Here is a 21,120-nt window from a genome sequence, read left to right as displayed (position 1 = left end):
CTTATTGATTCCAGTACATCGCCTGCCCGACGGCCGCCAGCAAGCGTTCGATATCCTGCGGATAAATTTCCCCGATGTTGCCGATGCGGAAACAGTCGCTCTGCGACACTTTGCCGGGATAAATCACGAAGCCTTGCTGCTTCAGGCGCTGATAAAACTCGGCGAAGCGGTAAGTGTCGGCCTTCGGCGAATAGAACGCGGTGATGATCGGCGAGTGCAGCGCATCGTCCAGCAGGGTCTCAAAGCCCAGTTCACGCATGCCCGCCACCAGCCGACGCTGATTGGTCTGATAGCGGTGGTGGCGCGCGGCAATACCGCCCTCGTGTTCCAGCTCTTTCAGCGCCTGCGCGAAGGCCAGCACGGTGTGGGTCGGCGACGTAAAGCGCCATTTGCCGGCCTGGTCTTCCATACAGCGCCACTGGGCATACAGATCCAGCGACAGCGAGCGCGAACGGCCGGCGCATTTCTCCAGCTCGCTGCGGCGGGCGATGACGAAAGCGAAGCCCGGCACGCCCTGAATGCATTTGTTGGCGGAGCTGATCAGAAAATCGATGCCCAGCGCGTCCACATCCAACGGAATGCCGCCGAAGCTGCTCATGGCGTCAACGATAAAGGTTTTACCGTTGCGCGCCGCCAGACCGGCGACCTTCTGCAGCGGGTTGAGCATGCCGGTGGTGGTTTCACAGTGCACCATGGCGATATGGCTGATGCGCGCATCGCTTTTCAGCACCGCCTCCATCGCCGCCACGTCCGGCTCATTGACCTCGCCGCAGTCGAAAGCGTGGTGGTCAATATCCATCAGCCGCGCCATTTCGATCATTCGCGCCCCATAGGCGCCGTTGTTGACGATCAGCAGCTTGTCCTGCGGGCCGATGACCGTGCCCAACACGCCTTCCACCGCAAAACTGCCGCTGCCCTGCAGCAGCACCGCGGTGTAACCGGCGGACGGCGTCGCCAGCGCCACCAACCGTTGGCGGATGCGCTGCACCACGCCCAGGTTGTAATCTTCATCCCAGGTGCAGCTGTCATACAGCATCGCCTCTTTCACCGTTTTCGATGTGGTCAGCGGACCAGGGGTCAACAGCAGGTAGTTACGATCGGACATGTCATTCACCTATTTGGTCTATACCAGATTACGGGCATTGTGGCGGCAAATTCCTTCCCCGGTCAAACGACAAAGCGCGGTGAAACAAAAAATTCATCTGGCTATGTATAATAAGCGCGTGCCGGAATGTCGGGCCGATGCCATAGCGAGATGAAATGAAAGAACATCAGGGCGATATGCCCCATTACCTGCAGATCAAGGATCAGCTTCAGGCGCGCATCACCCGCGGCGCGCTGCAGGCGGGCGACAAGCTGCCTTCGGAGCGCGAGCTGTGCGCCATCTTCTCTACCACCCGCGTTACCATTCGCGAGAGCCTGGCGCAGCTGGAAGCCACCGGCGCCATCTACCGCGCCGATCGCCGCGGCTGGTTCGTCACGCCGGAACGGCTGTGGCTGGATCCGACGCAGAACACCAACTTCCACCGCCTCTGCCAGGAGCAAGGGCGCACGCCGCGCACCGCGCTGCTGTCCGGCGAAAAAACCACGGTGCCGCTCGACGTGATGCAGCCGCTGGCGCTCGAGCCGTTCGATCAGGTGTATCTGCTGCGCCGCGTGCGCTATGCCGACGGCCGCGCCATCTGCTATTGCGAGAACCACTGCCTGCCGCAGCGGGTGCCGGAACTGCTCCGCCACGATCTCAACGGCAGCTTGACCGAGGTTTATCAGCAGCATTACGATTTGATTTACAGCAACATGCACCTGTCGTTCTACCCGACCGCCCTGCCTTACCGCGCCGCCAACGCGCTCGGCGCCATGGTCGGCCTGCCCGCCTTATTGCTGCGCCGCTTGAATTACGATCAGCACGGCCGCATTCTCGATTTCGATATCGAATACTGGCGCCACGACAGCCTGCGCATCGAGGTCGATACGCTTTAATCTCCTGAATATCGGGGCTGCGCCTGCCGCCCCCTTTTCTCTCCCACGCCCAATCCCCGTTGCCGGTAAATATATTTTGCCGCTTTCATTTGTTTGTCATATTCGCCGATTAGCTTGGCCGCATATCTGGTGTATACCAGTTTCGCATTAACCCGCAACAGTGAGGCTGAAGCTATGAAACTTTCTCGTCTGGTCGTGATGACCGCCATCGTACTCGGCTCCGCGCCGGCCTGGGCCGCCGATGCGGTGGTGACCGTCTACTCCGCCGATGGCCTGCACGACGGCGAACACAGCTGGTATCAAACCCAGTTTGACGCCTTCACTCAGGCAACCGGGGTCAAGGTGCAGTACGTCGAAGGCGGTTCCGGCGCCATCGTCGAGCGGCTGTCGAAAGAGCGCAGCAACCCGCAGGCCGACGTGCTGGTGACGCTGCCACCGTTCATCCAGCGCGCCGCCGCGGAAAAACTGCTGCAGGACTTCCCCCCGCAGGATGCGGCGCAGATCGCCAACGCCCAGCCGCAGTTCGTGCCGCTGGTGAACAACTACCTGAGCTTCATCTATAACGCCAAACTGCTGCCGCAGGCGCCCGCCAGCTACCAACAGCTGCTGGACGCGCAGTTCCGCAACAAGCTGCAGTACTCCACGCCGGGCCAGGCGGGTGACGGTACCGCGGTGATGCTGCAGGCGTTCCACAGCTTCGGCAGCAAAGACGCCGGTTTCGACTACCTCGGCAAGCTGCAAAGCAACAACGTCGGCCCTTCGGCCTCCACCGGCAAGCTGACCGCGCTGGTCAATAAAGGGGAGCTGCTGGTGGCCAACGGCGATCTGCAGATGAACCTGGCGCAGATGCGCAGCAACCCGAACGTGAAGGTGTTCTGGCCGGCCGGGCCGGACGGCAAGCGCAGCACGCTGGTGCTGCCTTACTATGTCGGCCTGGTGCAAGGCGCGCCGCAAAGCGCCAACGGCAAAAAACTGATCGACTTCCTGCTGAGCAAAGAAGCGCAGAGCAGCGTCAGCGCCATTTCCTACGGTATGCCGGTGCGTAAGGACGTCACCCCGACCGACGATAACTTCAAGCAGTCGCAGGCGGCGCTGAAAGGCGTGGACATCTGGGCGCCGGACTGGAATCAGGTGGTGAGCAGCCTGTCCGCCGATATCTCCCGCTGGCACCAGGTGACCGAATGACGCTGACGATGCCTTCTACCCTCTCTTCCCGCGCCGAGGCGCGGGATCGCAGCCAGGACATCGCCGGGCCGTCGGGCATTCAGCTCGACCGCGTCAGCGTGTCGTATCGCGGCACCGAGGTGCTGAAACCCCTGACGCTCACCATCGCCCCCGGCGAAGTGCTGGCGCTGATCGGCCCCTCAGGCTCGGGCAAAACCACCGTGCTGCGGGCCATTGCCGGATTCGTGCAGCCGTCTGCCGGGCGTATTGCCATCGGTGACGTCGATGTCACCGACGTGCCGCCCTATGAGCGCGGCCTGGGCATGGTGGTACAGAACTACGCGCTGTTTCCGCATATGCGCGTCGAAGACAATGTGGCGTTCGGCCTGCGCGCGCAAGGCAAGCCGCGCGGCCTCACCGCCGAGCGCGTCGAAGAAGCGCTGGCCATCGTCGGCATGTCCGCCTACGCCAAGCGCTATCCCAGCCAGCTTTCCGGCGGCCAGCAGCAGCGGGTGGCTATCGCCCGCGCCATCGCGGTGCGCCCCAAAGTGCTGTTACTGGATGAGCCGCTGTCGGCGCTGGACGCGCAAATTCGCCACAGCATGGTGGAAGAGATCGCCCGCCTGCACCGCGAACTGCCTGACCTGACCATCCTGTACGTCACCCACGATCAGGGCGAAGCGCTGACGCTGGCGGACAAGATTGGCATCATGCGCGACGGCCACCTGATCGCCCACGGCGAGACCCGCGCGCTTTACCATCATCCCACGAACCGCTTCGCCGCCGAGTTCCTCGGCCGCGCCAACCTGCTGCCGGCCACCGCGCTGGAGACCACTACCGGGCAAGGCATGACCACCGTCAGCTGCGCCGGCAAAGTGATCGGCTGTTTCACCTACGGCGCACAACGCGGCTTCGACAAGCTGCTGTGCATCCGGCCGCAGCATATTGCGCTCGATGCCGACGCCCAGCGCAGCAACAGCCTCATCGGCACGCTGCGCGATATTCACTGGCAGGGGGAACTGACGCACCTGCAGTTCGACGTTCAAGGCCATCCTCTGCGCGTGGTCACCACCCATCGCAGCCGGATGCCGCAGATCGGCGAACGCGTGCCGCTCTATTTCGCCCCCGACGATGCGGTACTGATCGAGGACTGACATGATCGACTCTACGCTTATTCGCCCGGCCCTGCGGCTGCGTTTTCCGCGCCGCCTGTGGATCCTGCTGCCGCTGCTGGTGCTGGCGACGCTGTTTTTCTACCCGTTGGCGCTGATCGTCAAACAGGCATTTACCGACGATCAGGGGCTGTTCAGCGCCGCCGCGCTGCAGCAGGTGTTCGAATCCCGACGCTTTGTCGGCGCCCTGCTCAACACGCTGCAGATTGCGCTACTGGCGACGCTGGGCTGCCTGGTGCTCGGCACCCTGCTGTCGCTGCTGCTGGTGTTCACGCCGTTCCCCGGCAGCCGACCGATCGCCCGGGTGATCGATACCTTTATCGCCATGCCGACCTTCCTGATCACGCTGGCCTTCACCTTTATCTACGGCTCCGCCGGCCTGCTGAACGGCACGCTGATGGCGTCCTTCGGTTTCACCCTGCCGCCGGTAGACTTTCTTTACTCCATCTGGGGGGTGATCCTGGCGGAAATCACCGTGTTTACGCCGCTGGTGATGCGCCCGCTGATGGCAGCATTGTCGCAGATCGATCGCAGCCAGCTCGAGGCCGCCAGCATCCTCGGCGCCCGGCCGGGGCGCGTGGTGCGCCAGGTGATTTTGCCGGCCGCGCTGCCGGCCTTGCTGGCCGGCGGCAGCCTGTGCCTGTTGTTGACCACCAATGAGTTCGGCATCGTGCTGTTTATCGGCGCCAAGGGCGTCACCACTCTGCCGATGATGGTCTACTCCAAAGCGATTCTGGAGTCGGATTACGCCGTCGCCTGCACGATCGCCGTCGTGAATATCGCGCTATCGCTCGGGCTGTTCTCCCTTTACCGCTACGCCGCGGCGCGCGCCGGGCTGAGGAACTGACAATGTTGATTTGGTCCCGCACCGGACGCACCCTGACCTGCACGTTGACGATCACGCTGTTCGCCCTGTTCTTCTGCCTGCCGCTGGCGGTGATCCTGATGTCCAGCCTCAGTGAGCAGTGGAACGGCGTGCTGCCGAGCGGTTTCACCCTCAACCACTTCCGCCAAGCGTTCAGCGGCGCCTCCTGGGACGCGCTGGTCGCCAGCCTGGCTATCGGTTTCAGCGCCAGCCTGTTCGCGCTGCTGTGCGGTACCTGGGCGGCGCTGGCGCTGCGCCACGTGCCTGAACGCGGCCGACAGCTGCTGGGCACGCTGTTTTTCATTCCCAGCGCGGTGCCTTCGGTCTCTATCGGTTTGGGGATGCTGGTGGCGTTCAGCCAGGGGCCGCTGCAGATGAACGGCACCTTCCTGATCGTGCCCGCCGCTCACTTCGTGCTGATTTCCGCCTTTACCTTCGGCAACGTGATGGCCGGGTTGACCCGGCTACCTGGCGACTACGAGAACGTCGCCGCCAGCCTGGGCGCGTCGCCGCTGTTTCGCCTGCGCCACGTCACCCTGCCGATGATCGCCCCCTATATGATCTCCGCCTTCGCGCTCAGCCTGTCGCTGTCGATGGGGGAGCTGGGCGCGACCATGATGATCTACCCGCCGAGTTGGGCGACGCTGCCGGTCACCATTTTTAGCCTGACCGATCGCGGCAGCATCGCCAACGGCGCGACGCTGACCATGATCCTGGTGGCGGCCACGCTGTTGCTGATGTTAGTACTGGAGCGGATTGCTCAGCGGCTGACGCCGGGCGCAAAATAGCAACAAGGCGCTGCCATGGCGGCGCCTTGTTCTTCGAAGCGAAGGGTCAGAACGGGTAGTCGTGATAGCCCTGCTGTTCGGAAATGCGTCGGGCGGCGACGTGCAGCAACGCCACATACTCCTCCCGCGCAGCTTCGGAAAAGCGCAGCGTCGGGAAAGAGATGCTCAGCCCGGCGATCGCTACCCCGAACCTGTCAAAGACCGGTACCGCGATGCAGCGGATCCCCGCTTCTTGCTCTTCGGCATCTTCGCCGTATCCCTGCGCTCGAACCCGATCTAGTACCGGCAACAGTTCGGCGGCGCTGGCCAACGTATGTTCGGTGCTGCGGGTAAACTCAATCTGCGACAGGATCTGCGCCACCTCATCCCGCTCGCGCCAGGCCAGCAGCACTTTACCGATGGCGGTGCTGTGCAGCGGGTTGCGGCGACCGATGCGCGAATACATACGCAGGTTATACATCGCGTCGATCTTGTGGATGTAGACGATGCCATCTTCGTCCAGAGCGCCGAGGTGGATGGTCTCGCGGGTAAGATTCGACAATTCGCGCATCTGCACGTCGGCGCTGCGGATCAGATCGACGTTCTGCAACGATTTGGCGCCCAGCTCGAACAGCTTGAGCGTCAGCGCATACTTTTCCGTCTCGCCCTCCTGTGAAACGTAGCCCAGCGCTTTCATGGTCTGCAGAAAACGGTAGACAGTGCTTTTAGACATCATCACCCGCTGGGACAGTTCGGTAATGCCAATCTCGCGCTCATCGCCGAGCGCCTGCAAAATGCCGAACACTTTCATCACGGATGAGACGGCATCCGGTTGCTTGTCTGAATCTGCGTTAGCCATGGTGCATACCCTACTTAACGGTTTTGTTTCAGGAAATTTAAACAAGGGTTTCAGTATAATCGGAACAGATCGCAGCGCGCAACGCAGCTGAGCGCTAAGCAATTGAAGCCAAATGGATAACCGTTGGCCCGCTCACCGCCGTTTACAATTAAGCGGACAAGGGGCATGCAATCACAGGCGAATATGATTAGCATGATAATACTCCCCTGAATAAATACCGCTGAGACCAACATGCGTCCTTGTTCCGACGGCCTCCCCGTCCCGCAACGCTATGGGGCGATCCTCGCCATCGCCCTCGGCATTACCGTATCCGTGCTCGACGGCGCGATAGCCAACGTGGCGCTGCCCACCATCGCTCGCGATCTCAACGCCAGCCCGGCCAGTTCCATCTGGGTGGTCAACGCCTATCAGTTGGCGATCACCGTCTCTCTGCTGTCGCTGGCGTCGCTCGGCGATCTGGTCGGCTACCGCCGTATCTACCAGGCCGGGTTGCTGGTGTTCAGCATCACCTCACTGTTCTGCGCCCTGTCCGACTCGCTGCTCACGCTGACCATCGCCCGCGTGCTGCAAGGCTTTGGCGCCGCCGCTATCATGAGCGTCAACACCGCGCTGATCCGCATCATCTACCCGCAGCGTTTTCTCGGCCGCGGCATGGGCATCAACTCGCTGATCGTCGCCTGCTCCTCGGCGGCCGGGCCGACGGTGGCGGCGGCGATCCTGTCGGTCGCATCCTGGCAATGGCTATTCGCCATCAACCTGCCGATCGGCATCGTCGCGCTGCTGCTGGGGATGAAATTCCTGCCGGCCAACGGCCAAAAAAGCGATAACCGCCGTTTCGATCCCACCAGCGCCGTGCTGAACGCGCTGACCTTCGGCCTGCTGATCACCGCCATCAGCGGCTTCGCCCAGGGCCAGAGCCTGACGCTGATCTTCAGCGAGATCGCCGCGCTGCTGGCGATTGGCGCGGTGTTCGTGCGCCGTCAGTTACGCCAGGAATTCCCTCTGCTGCCCGTCGACCTGCTGCGCATCCCGATCTTCGCCCTGTCGATGGGCACCTCAATCTGTTCGTTCGCCGCGCAAATGCTGGCGATGGTGTCGTTGCCGTTCTTTCTGCAAAGTGCATTGGGCCGCGACGAGGTGGCGACCGGGCTACTGCTGACGCCGTGGCCGCTGGCGATCGTGGTGATGGCGCCGATCGCCGGCCGGCTGGTGGAGCGCGTGCACGCCGGCCTGCTGGGCTGCATTGGGCTGGCGGTGTTCGCGCTCGGACTGTTCTCTCTGGCGCTGCTGCCGGCGGCGCCGTCGAATATGGACATCATCTGGCGCATGATACTGTGCGGCGCCGGTTTCGGCCTGTTCCAGTCGCCCAACAACCACACCATCATCTCCGCCGCGCCGCGCAACCGCAGCGGCGGCGCCAGCGGCATGCTGGGCACCGCGCGCCTGCTGGGGCAAACCTCGGGGGCTGCGCTGGTGGCGCTGATGTTCAACCTGTTCCCCACATCCGGCACCCACGCTTCACTGATCCTGGCTGGGGTGTTCGCCACCCTGGCGGCGGCCGTCAGCAGCCTGCGCATCACCCAATCGACGGCGCAAGCGGCGCAGCCGAGCCGCGAGGTGAAATAGCGGGTAAACGAACCGGGCTCCCATCGATTGTAAAACCGACGGGGCCAGCACTGACGGACGGCCTGAGCCGGGCCGCGTCGGATGCAATGCCGTGAGCATTGCAAGCCAGGCGTCAGTCTCCGTGCCTCAAGGGGCTTCGGCCTTGTCGTAAACAGGCTAAATAGGCGTCGTCATCCGGATACCAGCCAACAATGTGTTGGCCGTCGTGATCCATCCCCTCGAAGGCTTTCAGTAGGCCGGGGGTGAACATGCGCTTTATCAGATCTTCAGACTGCGCGCTGTCGATTCGACAGTCACAGCGCGTCTCTCCGTCAACCTGAACGAAGTTCTGCAACGAAGCGAGACATCGCGCGTCGAGGTCGCCATGGACATGGATAAACTCCCCCGTTTCTACCAGGGTGAGCGCGGTCAGGTCTCCCCCCACCACGAACGCGCCGTCGTTTCCTGAGCTGCAATAGGCATGGCGTATGCGGACATCGTCACGCACGACCAGTCCGCCCCAGCAAATCAGCGTATCCGCCTGCAGCCGCCCCAGCACGACAATGCCGCCGTCCTCTCGCTGCGGTGACACCGCCAGGCATCCCTCCACGATCACATCGCCGTCCACGATCAGGTAATCGTAATCGTGGCCGTCGTGCTCGTCGGGGAAAAATGCCGGCAGGCGCAGATCGCCTGAATGCCAGCGAATAGCCGGCGGTTCATCATCGTCATCATGCCGGTTCAACAATTCCGCAACCGCATCGGCGACACCGCCAGCCAACTCGGTCAGGCGCGCCGACACCTCATCACCGTTGAGTAAGGGAAGGTGGTTGATTTTCATAGGACCTCAGGGAAAAATGTCATTGCGCCAAAGCATATAACATGCGCTTCCAAAGCCAAACAGGCGGTCGTGACCGGGCCCGATGCGGCTTGCCCTCTCACCGGGTGATCTGGCACCGCGCCAGCCCAGGCTGAGAGGCCGAAAGACGCTGTTTGCAGGTGGGATTCAGGGACTTCGGGCGCTGCTGCAGGGCATTTACGCCCGCAAACTTTGGTAAAGCGCTTTACCCCATTCATCGCCGAATTTCATTGCTGAATCCGCCGCCGCTGAAAAAGCGGTTCAGGCATGCCATAAAAAAACCCCGGCAAGCCGGGGTTTTTCCTTTCATTCAGCCGATTACTTCAGGTACTGGCCGGAACGCAGCGCTTCGATACGCTTGTCGAGCGGCGGGTGCGACATGAACAGCTCGCTGAACGACTTGGATTTGCCGTTGATGCAGAACGCCATCATGCTGCCCGCTTCCTGCGGTTCGTAGCTGGTTTTCAGGCGCTGCAAGGCGGCGATCATCTTCTCGCGGCCTACCAGTTTGGCAGAGCCTGCGTCGGCATAGAACTCGCGGTGACGCGAGAACCACATGGTGATGATGCTCGCCAGGATGCCGAACACCAGTTCCAGCACCATCGACACGGCGAAGTAAATCATCGGGTTGCCGTTGCCTTCCCCTTCGCCATCACCGTCGCGGTTGCCGAGGAAACCGGCGGCGACCTGCGCGATCAGGCGTGAAATGAAGATGACAAAGGTGTTCACGATGCCCTGAATCAGGGTCATGGTCACCATATCGCCGTTGGCGACGTGGCTGATTTCGTGCGCGATGACTGCTTCCGCTTCGTCGCGGCTCATGCTCTGCAGCAGGCCGGTGCTGACGGCGACCAGCGAGGCGTCGCGGCGTGCACCGGTAGCGAAGGCGTTGATGTCCGGCGCGTGGTAGATAGCGACCTGCGGCATGGCGATGCCCGCCTGCTGCGACTGACGGCGTACCGTTTCCAGCAGCCAGTTTTCTGTTTCGTTACGCGGTTGTTCAATCACTTCCCCGCCGACGGAGCGCAGCGCCATCCACTTGGACATCAGCAACGACACGAAAGCGCCGCCGAAGCCGAACAGACCGGCCATGATCATCAGGCCCTGAACGCTACTGGATTGGATTCCTGTCAGGCTGAGCACCAGCCCGAAAACCAACATCACCGCCAGGTTGGTGAGCAGGAACAGAGCTATACGCATCATAAATTGTTTACTTCCTCATAAATGTTAACAAAACGCTGTCTAAGATACCCTAGATCGTATGGGCATCCGTCACAGTTTCAAGAGTCGCGCGTCATTAACCTACTAAAAATACGAAACTTTACAAAAACGGCACGCGACCGGGATTTGGCAAATTGTAAACGATTGTTGCGTAAGGCGGAGGGTTTTTTACCCTAAATTTGTCAGGCGATGCATCAGCCCACCTCCCTTCACCCTGCTGGGAAGCCGGCTTTCGCGTCGCCATAAAAAAACGCACCCGAGGGTGCGTTTTTCATCCTGCCGTAGGCGGCCTTATTTGGCCGGCGTTGGCTGCTGAGCGGGCTGATCTTTTTCCAGATGAGCCAGGTCCAGCGCGATATGCACGGATTCATCCAGGTACGGATCCGGTTCCTGGTAATCCTTCGGCAGATCGTCGAGCGATTTCAGCGGCTTCTTGCCCGCGCGTTCCAGACGCTCGTTGATGCGTTTCAGACGGGTCGCGTCGTCATCGTGGTTCTCTTTCTCGCGCACCGCCAGATTGAGGGACACGATGTTGCGTTTATCCTTCAGCGCCTTGTAATGCGCAATATCCTGCGCGATGTACTGGAACTCTGGATTTTGCGCAATGCGCTGCTGGTGATCTTTCAGCAGTTCCGGCTCGAACGGCGTCATATCGCCGGTCTTGCTGTAGGTCGCCGCATTGATGCTGTCCCACGGCATGGCGTTGTCTTCAAACGCTTCGCCGGTTTCCGCCGGATCGACGCCGGTCGGCATCAGAATGTCCGGCGTCACGCCCTTGCGCTGGGTACTGCCGCCATTGACGCGGTAGAACTTCTGAATGGTGTACTGCACCGAGCCAAGCGCTGGCCACTCAGGGCGCAGCATCTGGTCGTAGATGCGGTTCAGCGAACGGTACTGCTGCACGGTGCCTTTACCGAAGGTCGGTTCGCCGACGATCAGCGCACGGCCGTAATCCTGCATTGCCGCCGCGAAGATCTCGGAGGCGGAGGCGCTGAAGCGATCGACCAGCACCACCAGCGGGCCTTTGTAGTAGGTCACGCCGTCGGTGTCGGCGTCTTCACGCACTTTGCCGTTGTTGTCGCGCACCTGCACCACCGGGCCGCTCGGAATGAACAGGCCGGACAGCGACACCGCTTCAGTCAGCGCGCCGCCGCCGTTGGTGCGCAGATCGATGATCACGCTCTTGACGTTCTGCTTGGCCATCTTCTGCAGCTGCACTTTCACGTCATCGGTCAGACCGACGTAGAAGCCAGGGATGTCGAACACCGCCACCTTCTCTTTGCCGACGGTCTTGATGGTCATTTTCACCGCGCGGTCTTCCAGGCGGATACGCTCGCGGGTCAAGGTGACCACGCGGGTTTTGGTGCCCTTGCCGGCCGGCAGGATCTCAAGGCGCACCTTGCTGCCCTTCGGCCCTTTGATCAACGACACCACGTCGTCCAGGCGCCAGCCGATCACGTCCACCATCGGTTTGCCGGCCTGGCCGACGCCGACGATGCGATCGCCTACGGTGATCGCCTTGCTCTTCGCCGCCGGTCCGCCCGGCACCATCGAGTTGATCAGGGTGTAGTCGTCATCCATCTGCAGCACCGCGCCGATGCCTTCCAGCGACAGGCTCATCTCGGTGTTGAACTGCTCGGTGTTGCGCGGAGACAGATAGTTGGTGTGCGGGTCGATTTCATGCGCAAAGGCATTCATCGCCAGCTGGAAGACGTCTTCACTGTTGCTTTGCGTCAGGCGCTTGATGGCGAACTGATAACGCTTGGTCAGCGTGTCGCGGATTTCTTTGTCGGTCTTGCCGGTCAGCTTGAGGTTCAGCTCGTCATACGTGACTTTCGCATCCCACAGGCTATCCAGCTCGGCCTTGTCTTTCGGCCACGGCGCTTTGCTGCGGTCGAGATCGATAGTGCCGTTGCCGGTGAAGTTCATCGGCTTGTCCAGCAACGACAACGCATAGGTGTAACGCTCAAAGCGGCGTTTCTGCGCCAGATTGAACAGCGCGTAGAAGGTGTCCAGCTTGCCGGTTTTCAGCTCTTCGCCAACCTGATTGCGTTTGCCGGCGAACTGCGCCACGTCGGAGGCCAGCAGCACGTTATGGTTGTAGTCCAGCATGTTCAGGTAGCGATCGAAGATCTTGCCTGAAAACTCCGCATCGAGGGCGAACTGGCGGTAATGAGAGCGAGTGAAGCGCGAGGTGACGCGCTCACTCACCGTAGCGTGCTGGGGTTCCTGTTGCAGTTGGGGCAGTTGGTCGATGCGGATGTTGGCTGTTTCCGCGCCGTAACTGACACCCGCCCACAGCAGCCCTGCAATCGCTGTTAATCTGACGAATTTGTTCATGCCTGGGTTGGCCTCCGTATCAGAACTGCAAGTGTTCTGCGCGCACAATCATCGCCAGACCGGAAGAGAGCTGCACACGTACGCCATCTTTAGCGATTTCGAGTACGGTAGCATCCATCGCGCTCTTGCCTGCTCTGACTTTGATTTCCTGGCCAATTTGCAGTTTAGAGATATCCGTGACTGGCGCATAACGCGGCTGGCTTTCCTCTTTGGCTGCACGAGGTTGGCGAGCGGGCTGTGGGCGAGTTTGTGGGCGCGGCTTGCGGTTTTCCGGCGCGGCTCCGCCTTCGCGACGTGCAGCGGGCTTTTTACCGGCTGGACGCGGACGGCGCGGAGCGGCATCGGCGGATTCGCCGGCGGCTTCACGTTTTTTGGCGTTTTGTTCGGCACGCTGTGCCTGAACGCGCGCTTTGGCTTCTTCAAGCTGCTGGCGAGCATGATCGACATGCTGCTGCTCAAGTTCACCGCACGGATTGCCGTCCAGATCGACGCGCTGTGCGCCAACCTTGACACCGTACAGATAACGCCAGCTTGAGGTATATAGGCGCAGGGCAGAACGCAATTGCGTTTTGCTGAGATTTTCTTCCCCCTGCACGCGCTCTACCAAATCCTGAAAAATACCGATTTTCAGCGGACGAGCTTCGCCTTCGGCGCTAAAGCAGAGCGGAAAACGCTCGGCAAGAAAAGCAATGACTTCTTTACTAGAGTTCAACTTAGGTTGATTTTCCATGAAATTTCCTGATTACAACGGTATTGCCAACAAGCCACAGGCATGAACAGGCGTCATTATAATGACGCCATCGGTAATTGCCACGTTAACCGTCGATCAACTTGCCGCTACAGTCACATATTTCGCACTGTCACACTGTTCCAGTTGCTCACAAAGCCCCGCCACCACTGCTTTCAGGCCCACTTCATCCTGTTCGTCGAAGCGTTGATAAACCGTGCTGTCGATATCCAAAACGCCGATCGCTCGGCCGCCAACCGCCAGCGGCAGCACGATTTCCGCGTTGCTGGCCGCATCGCAGGCGATATGGCCCGGAAACGCATGCACGTCACCGACGCGCTGCACGCGATTTTCCGCCACCGCCGTGCCGCACACGCCCTTGCCCACCGGAATGCGCACGCAGGCAATCTTGCCCTGGAACGGCCCCAGCACCAGCTGGTCGCCCTCCATCAGATAGAAACCGACCCAGTTCACGTCATCCAGACGCTCATTGAGCAACGCGCTGGCGTTGGACAGCGCCGCGATAAAGTTGGTTTCCCCGCCGAGCAACGCGCTCAGGTCACGTTTTAATTCCGCGTAGAATTGTTCTTTTGTCATGTGTTAACCATTGAAACAGTGAAGATGGCCAGAAGCCCAAAGCTTAGGCCCTATAAAATAAGCATTAAATGCGTATAGCCACAAGGTTAATCATCTGTTGCTTCACAAAACCCCGTCGCTCGGGGTATGTTTGCCGCTCAGAATCCCGGTTTACCTCGTTTTACCGTCCGGCGCCCGATCGCCGGTGACGCGGCCGGTTTATTTTTCAGCTACGCTGACACTTCCGGCGGGCTCAAGGGCAGCTACTTGTCAAAAATGAAAATACACGCGATCACCGCTCCCCTTTCCAAAGCGCGTCACCAGCGCTGCTGCGAGTGCGACCTGCTGTTCGTGCTGCCGCCGCTCAGCGGCAATCAGGCCGCCTATTGCCCGCGCTGCAACGCCAAGGTGGTGAACGGCCGCGACTGGTCGATGACGCGTCTGACCGCCATGGCGATCGCCATGCTGCTGCTGATGCCGTTCGCCTTCACCGAACCGCTGATCAGCATTCGTCTGCTCGGCACGCGCATCGACGCCAGTTTGCTGGAGGGCATCTGGCAGATGAGCCGCCAGGGCGATCCGCTCACCGCCAGCATGGTGGCGTTTTGCACCCTCGGCGCCCCGCTGACGCTGGTGCTGTCGCTGCTGTACCTGCGCGTCGGCCATGCGCTCGGCATGAACCTGCGCCCGGTGCTGCTGATGCTGGAGCGGCTCAAAGAGTGGGTAATGCTGGACATTTATCTGATCGGCATGGCGGTGGCGGCGATCAAAGTGCAGGATTACGCCGACATCCAGCCCGGCAGCGCGCTGATCGCTTACCTGTCGCTCACGGTGCTGAGCATCCTGACGCTGATCCACGTCAACCTGGAGCAGCTGTGGGAGCGCTACTATCCGCAGGAACAGCCGGAAGGCCCGCCGACGGCGCTGCACATCTGTCTGTCCTGCCACTATACCGGCTATCCCGACGCGCGCGGCCGCTGCCCGCGTTGCCATGTGCCGATGTGCCATCGCCAGCCCTACAGCCTGCAGAAAACCTGGGCGGCGCTGATCGCCGCGATGATCCTGCTGATACCGGCCAACCTGCTGCCGATTTCCATCATTTACGCCAACGGCACACGGCTGGAAGACACCATTTTCTCCGGCGTGGTCTCATTGGCCACCTCCGGCAACGTGCCGATCGCCGCTATCGTGTTCATCGCCAGCGTGCTGGTGCCCTTCACCAAGGTGATCGTGCTGATCATGCTGTTGCTGAGCATCCACTTCAAAACCTCGCACAGCCTGAAGACGCGCATTCGTCTGCTGCGCCTGGTCACCTGGATCGGCCGTTGGTCGATGCTCGATCTGTTCGTTATCGCCTTGATGATGTCGCTGGTAAATCGCGATCAACTGTTATCTTTTACTATGGGACCGGCCGCGTTTTACTTTGGCTCGGCGGTCATTTTGACTATTCTTGCCGTTGAATGGCTCGATAGCCGATTGATTTGGGATGCACATGCAACAGGAAACGCCGACTACACCGACTGAAGCGCGGGTCAAGAACAAACGCCGCATTTCACCGTTCTGGTTACTGCCGTTCATCGCCCTGCTGATCGCCGGGTGGCTGGTCTATAACAATTTCCAGGAGCGCGGCACCACCGTCACCATCGATTTCCAATCAGCGGCAGGCATCGTCGCCGGCCGCACGCCGGTGCGCTACCAGGGCGTTGAGGTCGGCACGGTGCAAAAAATCAGCCTGAGCAAAGATTTACGCAGCATCGTGGTGGAAGCCAGCATCAAAAGCGATCTGGAAGACTCGCTGCGCGAAGGCACCCAGTTCTGGCTAGTGACGCCCAAGGCCTCGCTGGCCGGGGTATCCGGGCTCGATGCGCTGGTCGGCGGTAACTATATCGGCATGATGCCCGGCAGCGGCAAGGAGCAAACCCACTTCACCGCGCTCGATACCCAGCCGAAGTACCGCCTGAACACCGGCGAACTGATGATTCACCTGCATGCCGACGACCTGGGTTCGCTCAACAGCGGCTCGCTGGTCTATTACCGTAAAATCCCAGTCGGCAAGGTGTATGACTACACCATCAGCGAAGGCAACAAGGGCGTGACCATCGACGTGCTGATCGACCGCCGCTTCGCCAACCTGGTGAAGAGCAACAGCCGCTTCTGGAATGTCTCCGGCTTCAAGGGCGATTTCAGCCTGTCCGGCGCCACGGTGCAAATGGAGAGCCTGGCGGCGCTGGTCAACGGCGCCATCGCCTTCGATTCGCCGGCCGATGGCCAGCAGGCCAAGGGCGATCAAAGCTATACCCTGTATCCGGATCTGGCCCACAGCCAGCGCGGCGTCAATATTTTGCTGGATCTGCCGAGCGGCAACAGCCTGAGTGAAAACCGCACGCCGCTGATGTACCAGGGACTGCAGGTCGGCACCCTGACCAAGCTGACGTTGCAACAGGACAGCAAAGTCATCGGTGAACTGACCATCGATCCTTCGGTGGTCGATCTGATGCGCAGCGGCACCCGCATCGTGATGCGCAGCCCGCGCATCAGCCTCAACGACGCCAAGCTCAGCCAACTGCTGACCGGCACCACGCTGGAACTGGTGCCGGGTGAAGGCGAACCGCAGCAGCGCTTCAACGTGCTGGACAGCAGCGAAACGCTGTTGCAACAGCCGGGTGTGCTGACCGTCACGCTGAATGCGCCGCAAAGCTACGGCATCGACGTCGGGCAGCCGCTGGTGGTGCACGGCGTGAAAGTCGGCCAAATCCTGAGCCGCACCTTGACCGCCGGCGGCGTGGTGTTCACCGCCGCCATCGACGCGCAGTACCGCGGCCTGCTGCATAAAGACAGCAAATTCGTGGTCAACAGCCGTCTCGACGTCAAGCTGGGCATTGACGGTATGGAAGTGCTCGGCGCCAGCGCCCAGGAATGGGTGGACGGCGGCGTGCGCATTATCCCCGGCAGCAAAGGGGAACCAGGCGGCCAGTACCCGCTATACGCCAACAGCGAAAAAGCCGAGGAAGGCATCGTCGGCAACGCCCCTTCTACCACCCTGACCCTCAGCGCCACCAGCCTGCCGGACGTGCAGGCCGGCTCGGTGGTGCTGTACCGCAAATTCCAGGTGGGCGAGATCGTCAACGTCCGGCCGAAGGCCAACGAGTTTGAGGTGGACGTCTACATCAGCCCGGAATACCGCAAGTTGCTGACTCGCGAAAGCATCTTCTGGGCCGAAGGCGGCGCCAAAGTGCAGCTCAACGGCAGCGGCCTGACGGTGCAGGCCTCCCCGCTCAACCGCGCGCTGAAAGGCGCCATCAGCTTCGATAATCTACAGGGCGTGACGCTGAACAAGGGCGCCAACCGCGTGCTCTACGCCAGCGAAACCGCCGCTCGCGCGGTGGGCAGCCAAATCACGCTGAAAACCTACGACGCCAGCAAGCTGTCGGCGGGCATGCCGCTGCGTTACCTCGGCATCGACGTCGGCCAGGTGGAGTCGCTGCAGCTGGCGCCGGAGCGCAACGAAGTGTTGGCTAAAGCGGTGCTGTATCCGGAATACGTGCAGACCTTCGCGCGCCTCGGCAGCCGCTTCTCGATCGTGTCGCCGGAGATCTCCGCCGCCGGCGTCAGCAACCTCGATACCCTGCTCCAGCCTTATATCAACGTGGAGCCGGGGCGCGGCCGCGAGCTGCGCACTTTCGAACTGCAGCAGGCCAGCATCACCGACTCGCGCTATCTCGACGGCCTGAGCGTCGTGCTCGACGCCGCCGAAACCGGCTCGCTGCAGATCGGCACGCCGGTGCTGTTCCGCGGCGTAGAGGTCGGCACCATCACCGGTTTCTACCTCGGCGCCATGTCAGACCGGGTGCACGTCGCGCTGCGCATCAGCAAGAAGTATCAACATCTGGTGCGCAACAACAGCGTGTTCTGGCTGGCTTCGGGTTACAACCTGCAGTTCGGCCTGACCGGCGGCGTGATCAAGAGCGGCACCTTCCAGCAGTTCATCCGCGGCGGTATCGCCTTCGCCACCCCGCCGACTATTCCGCTGGCGCCGAAAGCCACGCCGAACAAGCACTTCCTGCTGAATCCGGAAGAGCCGAAGGACTGGAAAACCTGGGGCACCGCCATTCCGCGCGATTAACTTTCGCGTTTTCCTCAGGGCCCGGCAATGCCGGGCCCTGTTTTTTTCCGCTTTGTGATAAACTCTCGCCCTTGTCTTTATTGCACCCTGAGAGTTCGCCCCGTGGCCAAATCCACCGCCGTTTTTCTGCCCTCCGCTTTCCTCGACGCCACCCGCGCCATCATGCCCGCCGAGCTGGCGATGGACGATTTTATCGCCGCTTGCCAGCGCCCCCTGCGCCGCAGTCTGCGCGTCAACACGCTGAAAATCAGCGTCGCCGACTTCCTGGCGCTGGTGCAGGATTACGACTGGCGATTGGAGCCCATTCCCTGGTGCGCGGAAGGGTTCTGGATCGAGCGCGACGATGAAGAGCTGCGATTAGGCAGCGCCGCCGAACACCTGAGCGGTCTGTTCTATATTCAGGAGGCCAGCTCGATGTTGCCGGTCAGCGCGCTGTTCTCGGGCGACGCGGCGCCTACTCGAGTGCTGGACGTGGCGGCGGCGCCGGGCTCCAAAACCACCCAGATCGCCGCGTTGATGGGCAACCAGGGCGGCATCGTCGCCAACGAATACTCCGCCAGCCGGGTGAAAGTGCTGCACGCCAATATCAGCCGCTGCGGCGTGAAGAACACCGCGCTGACCCATTTCGATGGCCGGGTGTTCGGCGCTGCACTGCCGGAGAGTTTCGACGCCATTCTGCTCGACGCCCCCTGTTCCGGTGAAGGTGTGGTGCGCAAGGATCCGGACGCCATGAGCAACTGGTCGCCGGACAGCGTCGCCGAGATCGCCGCCACCCAGCGCGAGCTGATCGACAGCGCGTTTCATGCGCTGGCACCGGGCGGCGTGATGGTTTATTCCACCTGCACGCTCAATACGCAGGAAAATCAGCAGGTGGTGCGCTGGCTGCTGGATACCTATGGCGACGCAGTCAGCGTCGAGCCGCTGGGTGAGCTATTCCCCGGCGCCGACAAGGCGTTGACCGCCGAAGGCTTCCTGCACGTCTTCCCGCAGATTTACGACAGCGAAGGGTTTTTCGTCGCCCGCCTGCGTAAAAAACACGCCGTGGCGCCGTTGGCGAAGCCGACCTATAAAGTCGGTAAATTCCCGTTCAGCCCGCTATCCGGCAAAGAGGCGGCGCTGGTCGCCCAAGCCGCCGCCGCATCCGGCTTAACCTGGGGCGATGACAGCCGACTGTGGGAGCGCGACAAGGAAATCTGGCTCTTCCCGGCCGAGCTGGAGCCGCTGTTTGGCAAAGTGCGCTTCTCGCGTATCGGCCTCAAGCTGGCGGAGCGCTTCCCGAAAGGTTTCCGTTGGCAGCACGAAGCGGCGATCGCCCTCGCGGGTGCCGGCGGCAAACAGCATTTCGAGCTGGACGCCGCGCTGGCCCAGGAGTGGTATCACGGCCGCGATCTCTACCCTGAGCAGCCGCCGGCGGGCGACGAGTGCATCGTCACCTATCAGGGGCAACCGCTGGGCATCGCCAAACGCATCGGCAGCCGCATAAAGAATAACCTGCCGCGCGAACTGGTGCGCGACGGCGTGCTGGATTTCCACCTGTAAACGATACCGCGCCGGGGAATGAAATTCCCCGGCAATAAAATAACGCTAATAATATTCCCATCGCCGTTCGTTATTATTCTAATCATTTCACTTTATCGGTATACCTCGCCTACAAGCCCCGTCAACCGGGGGAATGAGAATAAAAAGTTTCTCGTTTTCATCAAGACAATTCCCGATTCTTATTCTATTAATTAAAGTGCAGCTAAATGAATACGTTCAACTCACCTCTGGGTGGCGTCTTTGCGGGCTTTCTCTCATACGGCAAGGAATATAAGATGAAAAAAACTCTGATGGCATTGACCTCGGTAGCAACCCTGCTGTGCGCCAACGGCGCGGCTAACGCAGCAGGCACCATTCAAGGCACGTTAGGCGTGACGCTGACCATCGGCGCCGGTTGCGTCGTGGGGGGCGGCAGCAGCAGCGGTTCCGTCAACGACTTCGGCTCCATCAGCTTCGGTACTTACTCTTCACTGGCCAACATCATCGACGCCAGCGCCACCGGCGCAGGGGGGGCCGGTACGCTGTCATTGACCTGCACTACCGGCACAGACTACACGGTGGCGCTGGACAACGGGCTCCATGTCACTTCAGGCACCCAACGCCGCATGGCCAGCACGGCAGGTGCCTTCATCAGCTATAACCTGTACCAGGATGCCGCACGCACCACCGCCTGGGGCAGCGGCGCCAACGCGCGGACCGGCACCGGCACCGGCGCCGCCGTTCCGCTGATCGTGTATGGCCGCGTCCCGGCGGCCGGTTCTACCCCGGCGGCAGACACCTATAACGACACCGTCACGATGACGGTCACCTGGTAACGGTGCGGCGCGCGCTTTGCTGCTGCGGATTATGGGCGTGCAGCCTGTTGGCGCAGGCCGACAGTAAAACCGCGACCCTCGGCGTCAGCGCGACCTTGCTCAGCGCCTGTGAGGCCGGCAGCAGCTCAGGCGGCAATGTCAGCTTCGGCACGCTGAATTTCGGCACGCTGTATTTTCTCAGCACCGCAACCAGCGTCGCCGGGCAACAAAACGCCGGCGCCATTCGGGTGAAATGCACCAACGGCACCAGCTACAGCGTTCTGCTTGGCGGCGGGCAAAGCGGCAATACCGCTGCCCGCTACCTGCAAAGCGCGGCCGGCCAACGGGTGAATTACAACCTGTATACCAACGCCGCCCACAGCACCATTTGGGATAATCTGACGGGCGTGTCACAAACCGCCAACGGTTCGGACAACTGGCTGCCGGTCTATGGCATGATTCCGGCGCAATCCACACCTCCGACAGGCAGCTACACCGATACGGTACAGGTCACGATCAATTGGTAATG

Annotated in this window: 18 protein-coding genes; 11 read left to right on the top strand and 7 right to left on the bottom strand. The window is 61.2% G+C overall.

The features are described from left to right. Position 1: 1 nt before the first annotated feature. Complete coding sequence (gene phnW / locus ACJ8J4_RS01425) at positions 2 to 1,105, bottom strand: 2-aminoethylphosphonate--pyruvate transaminase (protein WP_049209394.1); 1,104 nt, start codon at positions 1,103 to 1,105, stop codon at positions 2 to 4. Positions 1,106 to 1,260: 155 nt separating this feature from the next. On the opposite strand from phnW, the gene phnR reads away from it, so the two are divergent. The 5 genes from phnR (at position 1,261) to ACJ8J4_RS01400 (ending at position 5,969) form a co-directional block, all read left to right on the top strand. Further along, complete coding sequence (gene phnR, locus ACJ8J4_RS01420; RefSeq protein WP_033633223.1) at positions 1,261 to 1,980, top strand: phosphonate utilization transcriptional regulator PhnR; 720 nt, start codon at positions 1,261 to 1,263, stop codon at positions 1,978 to 1,980. A 174-nt stretch (positions 1,981 to 2,154) separates the two neighbouring features. Continuing rightward, positions 2,155 to 3,165 carry a 2-aminoethylphosphonate ABC transporter substrate-binding protein gene (locus ACJ8J4_RS01415; RefSeq protein WP_197835530.1) on the top strand — a complete coding sequence of 337 codons (1,011 nt, stop codon included), beginning with the start codon at positions 2,155 to 2,157 and terminating at the stop codon, positions 3,163 to 3,165. Positions 3,166 to 3,167: 2 nt separating this feature from the next. After that, the gene (phnT, locus tag ACJ8J4_RS01410) at positions 3,168 to 4,298 is read left to right on the top strand and encodes a 2-aminoethylphosphonate ABC transport system ATP-binding subunit PhnT (RefSeq protein WP_376783368.1); all 1,131 of its coding nucleotides are present in this window, start codon (positions 3,168 to 3,170) and stop codon (positions 4,296 to 4,298) included. 1 nt (position 4,299) lies between these two features. Then, positions 4,300 to 5,163, top strand: coding sequence for a 2-aminoethylphosphonate ABC transporter permease subunit (gene phnU, locus ACJ8J4_RS01405; protein ID WP_197835528.1), 864 nt, complete (start codon positions 4,300 to 4,302; stop codon positions 5,161 to 5,163). Positions 5,164 to 5,165: 2 nt separating this feature from the next. Continuing rightward, positions 5,166 to 5,969, top strand: coding sequence for an ABC transporter permease (locus ACJ8J4_RS01400; RefSeq protein ID WP_025302592.1), 804 nt, complete (start codon positions 5,166 to 5,168; stop codon positions 5,967 to 5,969). A 46-nt stretch (positions 5,970 to 6,015) separates the two neighbouring features. Here the strand turns inward: ACJ8J4_RS01400 and kdgR are convergent, their stop codons facing one another. After that, positions 6,016 to 6,807: a DNA-binding transcriptional regulator KdgR gene (gene kdgR, locus ACJ8J4_RS01395; protein ID WP_025302591.1), complete on the bottom strand. Its 792-nt coding sequence runs from the start codon at positions 6,805 to 6,807 to the stop codon at positions 6,016 to 6,018. 231 nt (positions 6,808 to 7,038) lie between these two features. On the opposite strand from kdgR, the gene ACJ8J4_RS01390 reads away from it, so the two are divergent. Further along, complete coding sequence (locus tag ACJ8J4_RS01390) at positions 7,039 to 8,433, top strand: MFS transporter (RefSeq protein ID WP_025302590.1); 1,395 nt, start codon at positions 7,039 to 7,041, stop codon at positions 8,431 to 8,433. 112 nt (positions 8,434 to 8,545) lie between these two features. Here the strand turns inward: ACJ8J4_RS01390 and ACJ8J4_RS01385 are convergent, their stop codons facing one another. From ACJ8J4_RS01385 to ACJ8J4_RS01365, 5 genes are all read right to left on the bottom strand, one after another. Further along, complete coding sequence (locus ACJ8J4_RS01385; RefSeq protein WP_049204069.1) at positions 8,546 to 9,253, bottom strand: hypothetical protein; 708 nt, start codon at positions 9,251 to 9,253, stop codon at positions 8,546 to 8,548. A 336-nt stretch (positions 9,254 to 9,589) separates the two neighbouring features. Next, on the bottom strand, positions 9,590 to 10,474 hold the full coding sequence (gene htpX / locus ACJ8J4_RS01380) for a protease HtpX (RefSeq protein ID WP_016927998.1): 885 nt from the start codon (positions 10,472 to 10,474) through the stop codon (positions 9,590 to 9,592). A 309-nt stretch (positions 10,475 to 10,783) separates the two neighbouring features. Beyond that, positions 10,784 to 12,832 carry a carboxy terminal-processing peptidase gene (gene prc / locus ACJ8J4_RS01375; RefSeq protein ID WP_164067565.1) on the bottom strand — a complete coding sequence of 683 codons (2,049 nt, stop codon included), beginning with the start codon at positions 12,830 to 12,832 and terminating at the stop codon, positions 10,784 to 10,786. A gap of 19 nt (positions 12,833 to 12,851) precedes the next feature. Next, entirely contained in the window at positions 12,852 to 13,562 is a 711-nt protein-coding gene (gene proQ, locus ACJ8J4_RS01370) for an RNA chaperone ProQ (RefSeq protein WP_004931497.1), read from the bottom strand. A 96-nt stretch (positions 13,563 to 13,658) separates the two neighbouring features. Then, complete coding sequence (locus ACJ8J4_RS01365; RefSeq protein ID WP_025302587.1) at positions 13,659 to 14,156, bottom strand: GAF domain-containing protein; 498 nt, start codon at positions 14,154 to 14,156, stop codon at positions 13,659 to 13,661. Between the two features lie 255 nt (positions 14,157 to 14,411). Here ACJ8J4_RS01365 and yebS point away from each other — a divergent pair, with 255 nt between their 5' ends. The 5 genes from yebS to ACJ8J4_RS01340 all read left to right on the top strand — a co-directional run bounded on the left by yebS (position 14,412) and on the right by ACJ8J4_RS01340 (position 21,118). Further along, a complete protein-coding gene (gene yebS / locus ACJ8J4_RS01360; protein ID WP_025302586.1) occupies positions 14,412 to 15,659 on the top strand; it encodes a membrane integrity lipid transport subunit YebS in 1,248 nt (415 codons plus the stop codon). Continuing rightward, positions 15,628 to 18,258, top strand: a complete 2,631-nt coding sequence (locus ACJ8J4_RS01355) for a PqiB family protein (protein WP_025302585.1) — start codon at positions 15,628 to 15,630, stop codon at positions 18,256 to 18,258. The genes yebS and ACJ8J4_RS01355 overlap by 32 nt, the downstream gene beginning before the upstream one ends. A 102-nt stretch (positions 18,259 to 18,360) precedes the next feature. Then, the gene (gene rsmF, locus ACJ8J4_RS01350; RefSeq protein ID WP_142590455.1) at positions 18,361 to 19,797 is read left to right on the top strand and encodes a 16S rRNA (cytosine(1407)-C(5))-methyltransferase RsmF; all 1,437 of its coding nucleotides are present in this window, start codon (positions 18,361 to 18,363) and stop codon (positions 19,795 to 19,797) included. A gap of 275 nt (positions 19,798 to 20,072) precedes the next feature. Then, the gene (locus ACJ8J4_RS01345; protein ID WP_016928005.1) at positions 20,073 to 20,612 is read left to right on the top strand and encodes a Csu type fimbrial protein; all 540 of its coding nucleotides are present in this window, start codon (positions 20,073 to 20,075) and stop codon (positions 20,610 to 20,612) included. A 2-nt stretch (positions 20,613 to 20,614) separates the two neighbouring features. Continuing rightward, the gene (locus tag ACJ8J4_RS01340; RefSeq protein WP_025302583.1) at positions 20,615 to 21,118 is read left to right on the top strand and encodes a Csu type fimbrial protein; all 504 of its coding nucleotides are present in this window, start codon (positions 20,615 to 20,617) and stop codon (positions 21,116 to 21,118) included. Positions 21,119 to 21,120 lie beyond the last annotated feature (2 nt).

The sequence above is a fragment of the Serratia sp. CY47280 genome, assembly GCF_052168655.1.
In the GTDB taxonomy this organism is placed as follows: Bacteria; Pseudomonadota; Gammaproteobacteria; order Enterobacterales; family Enterobacteriaceae; genus Serratia; species Serratia bockelmannii.
Note: the sequence above shows the minus strand (reverse complement) of the source record. Positions and strands in the feature narration are given on the sequence as shown.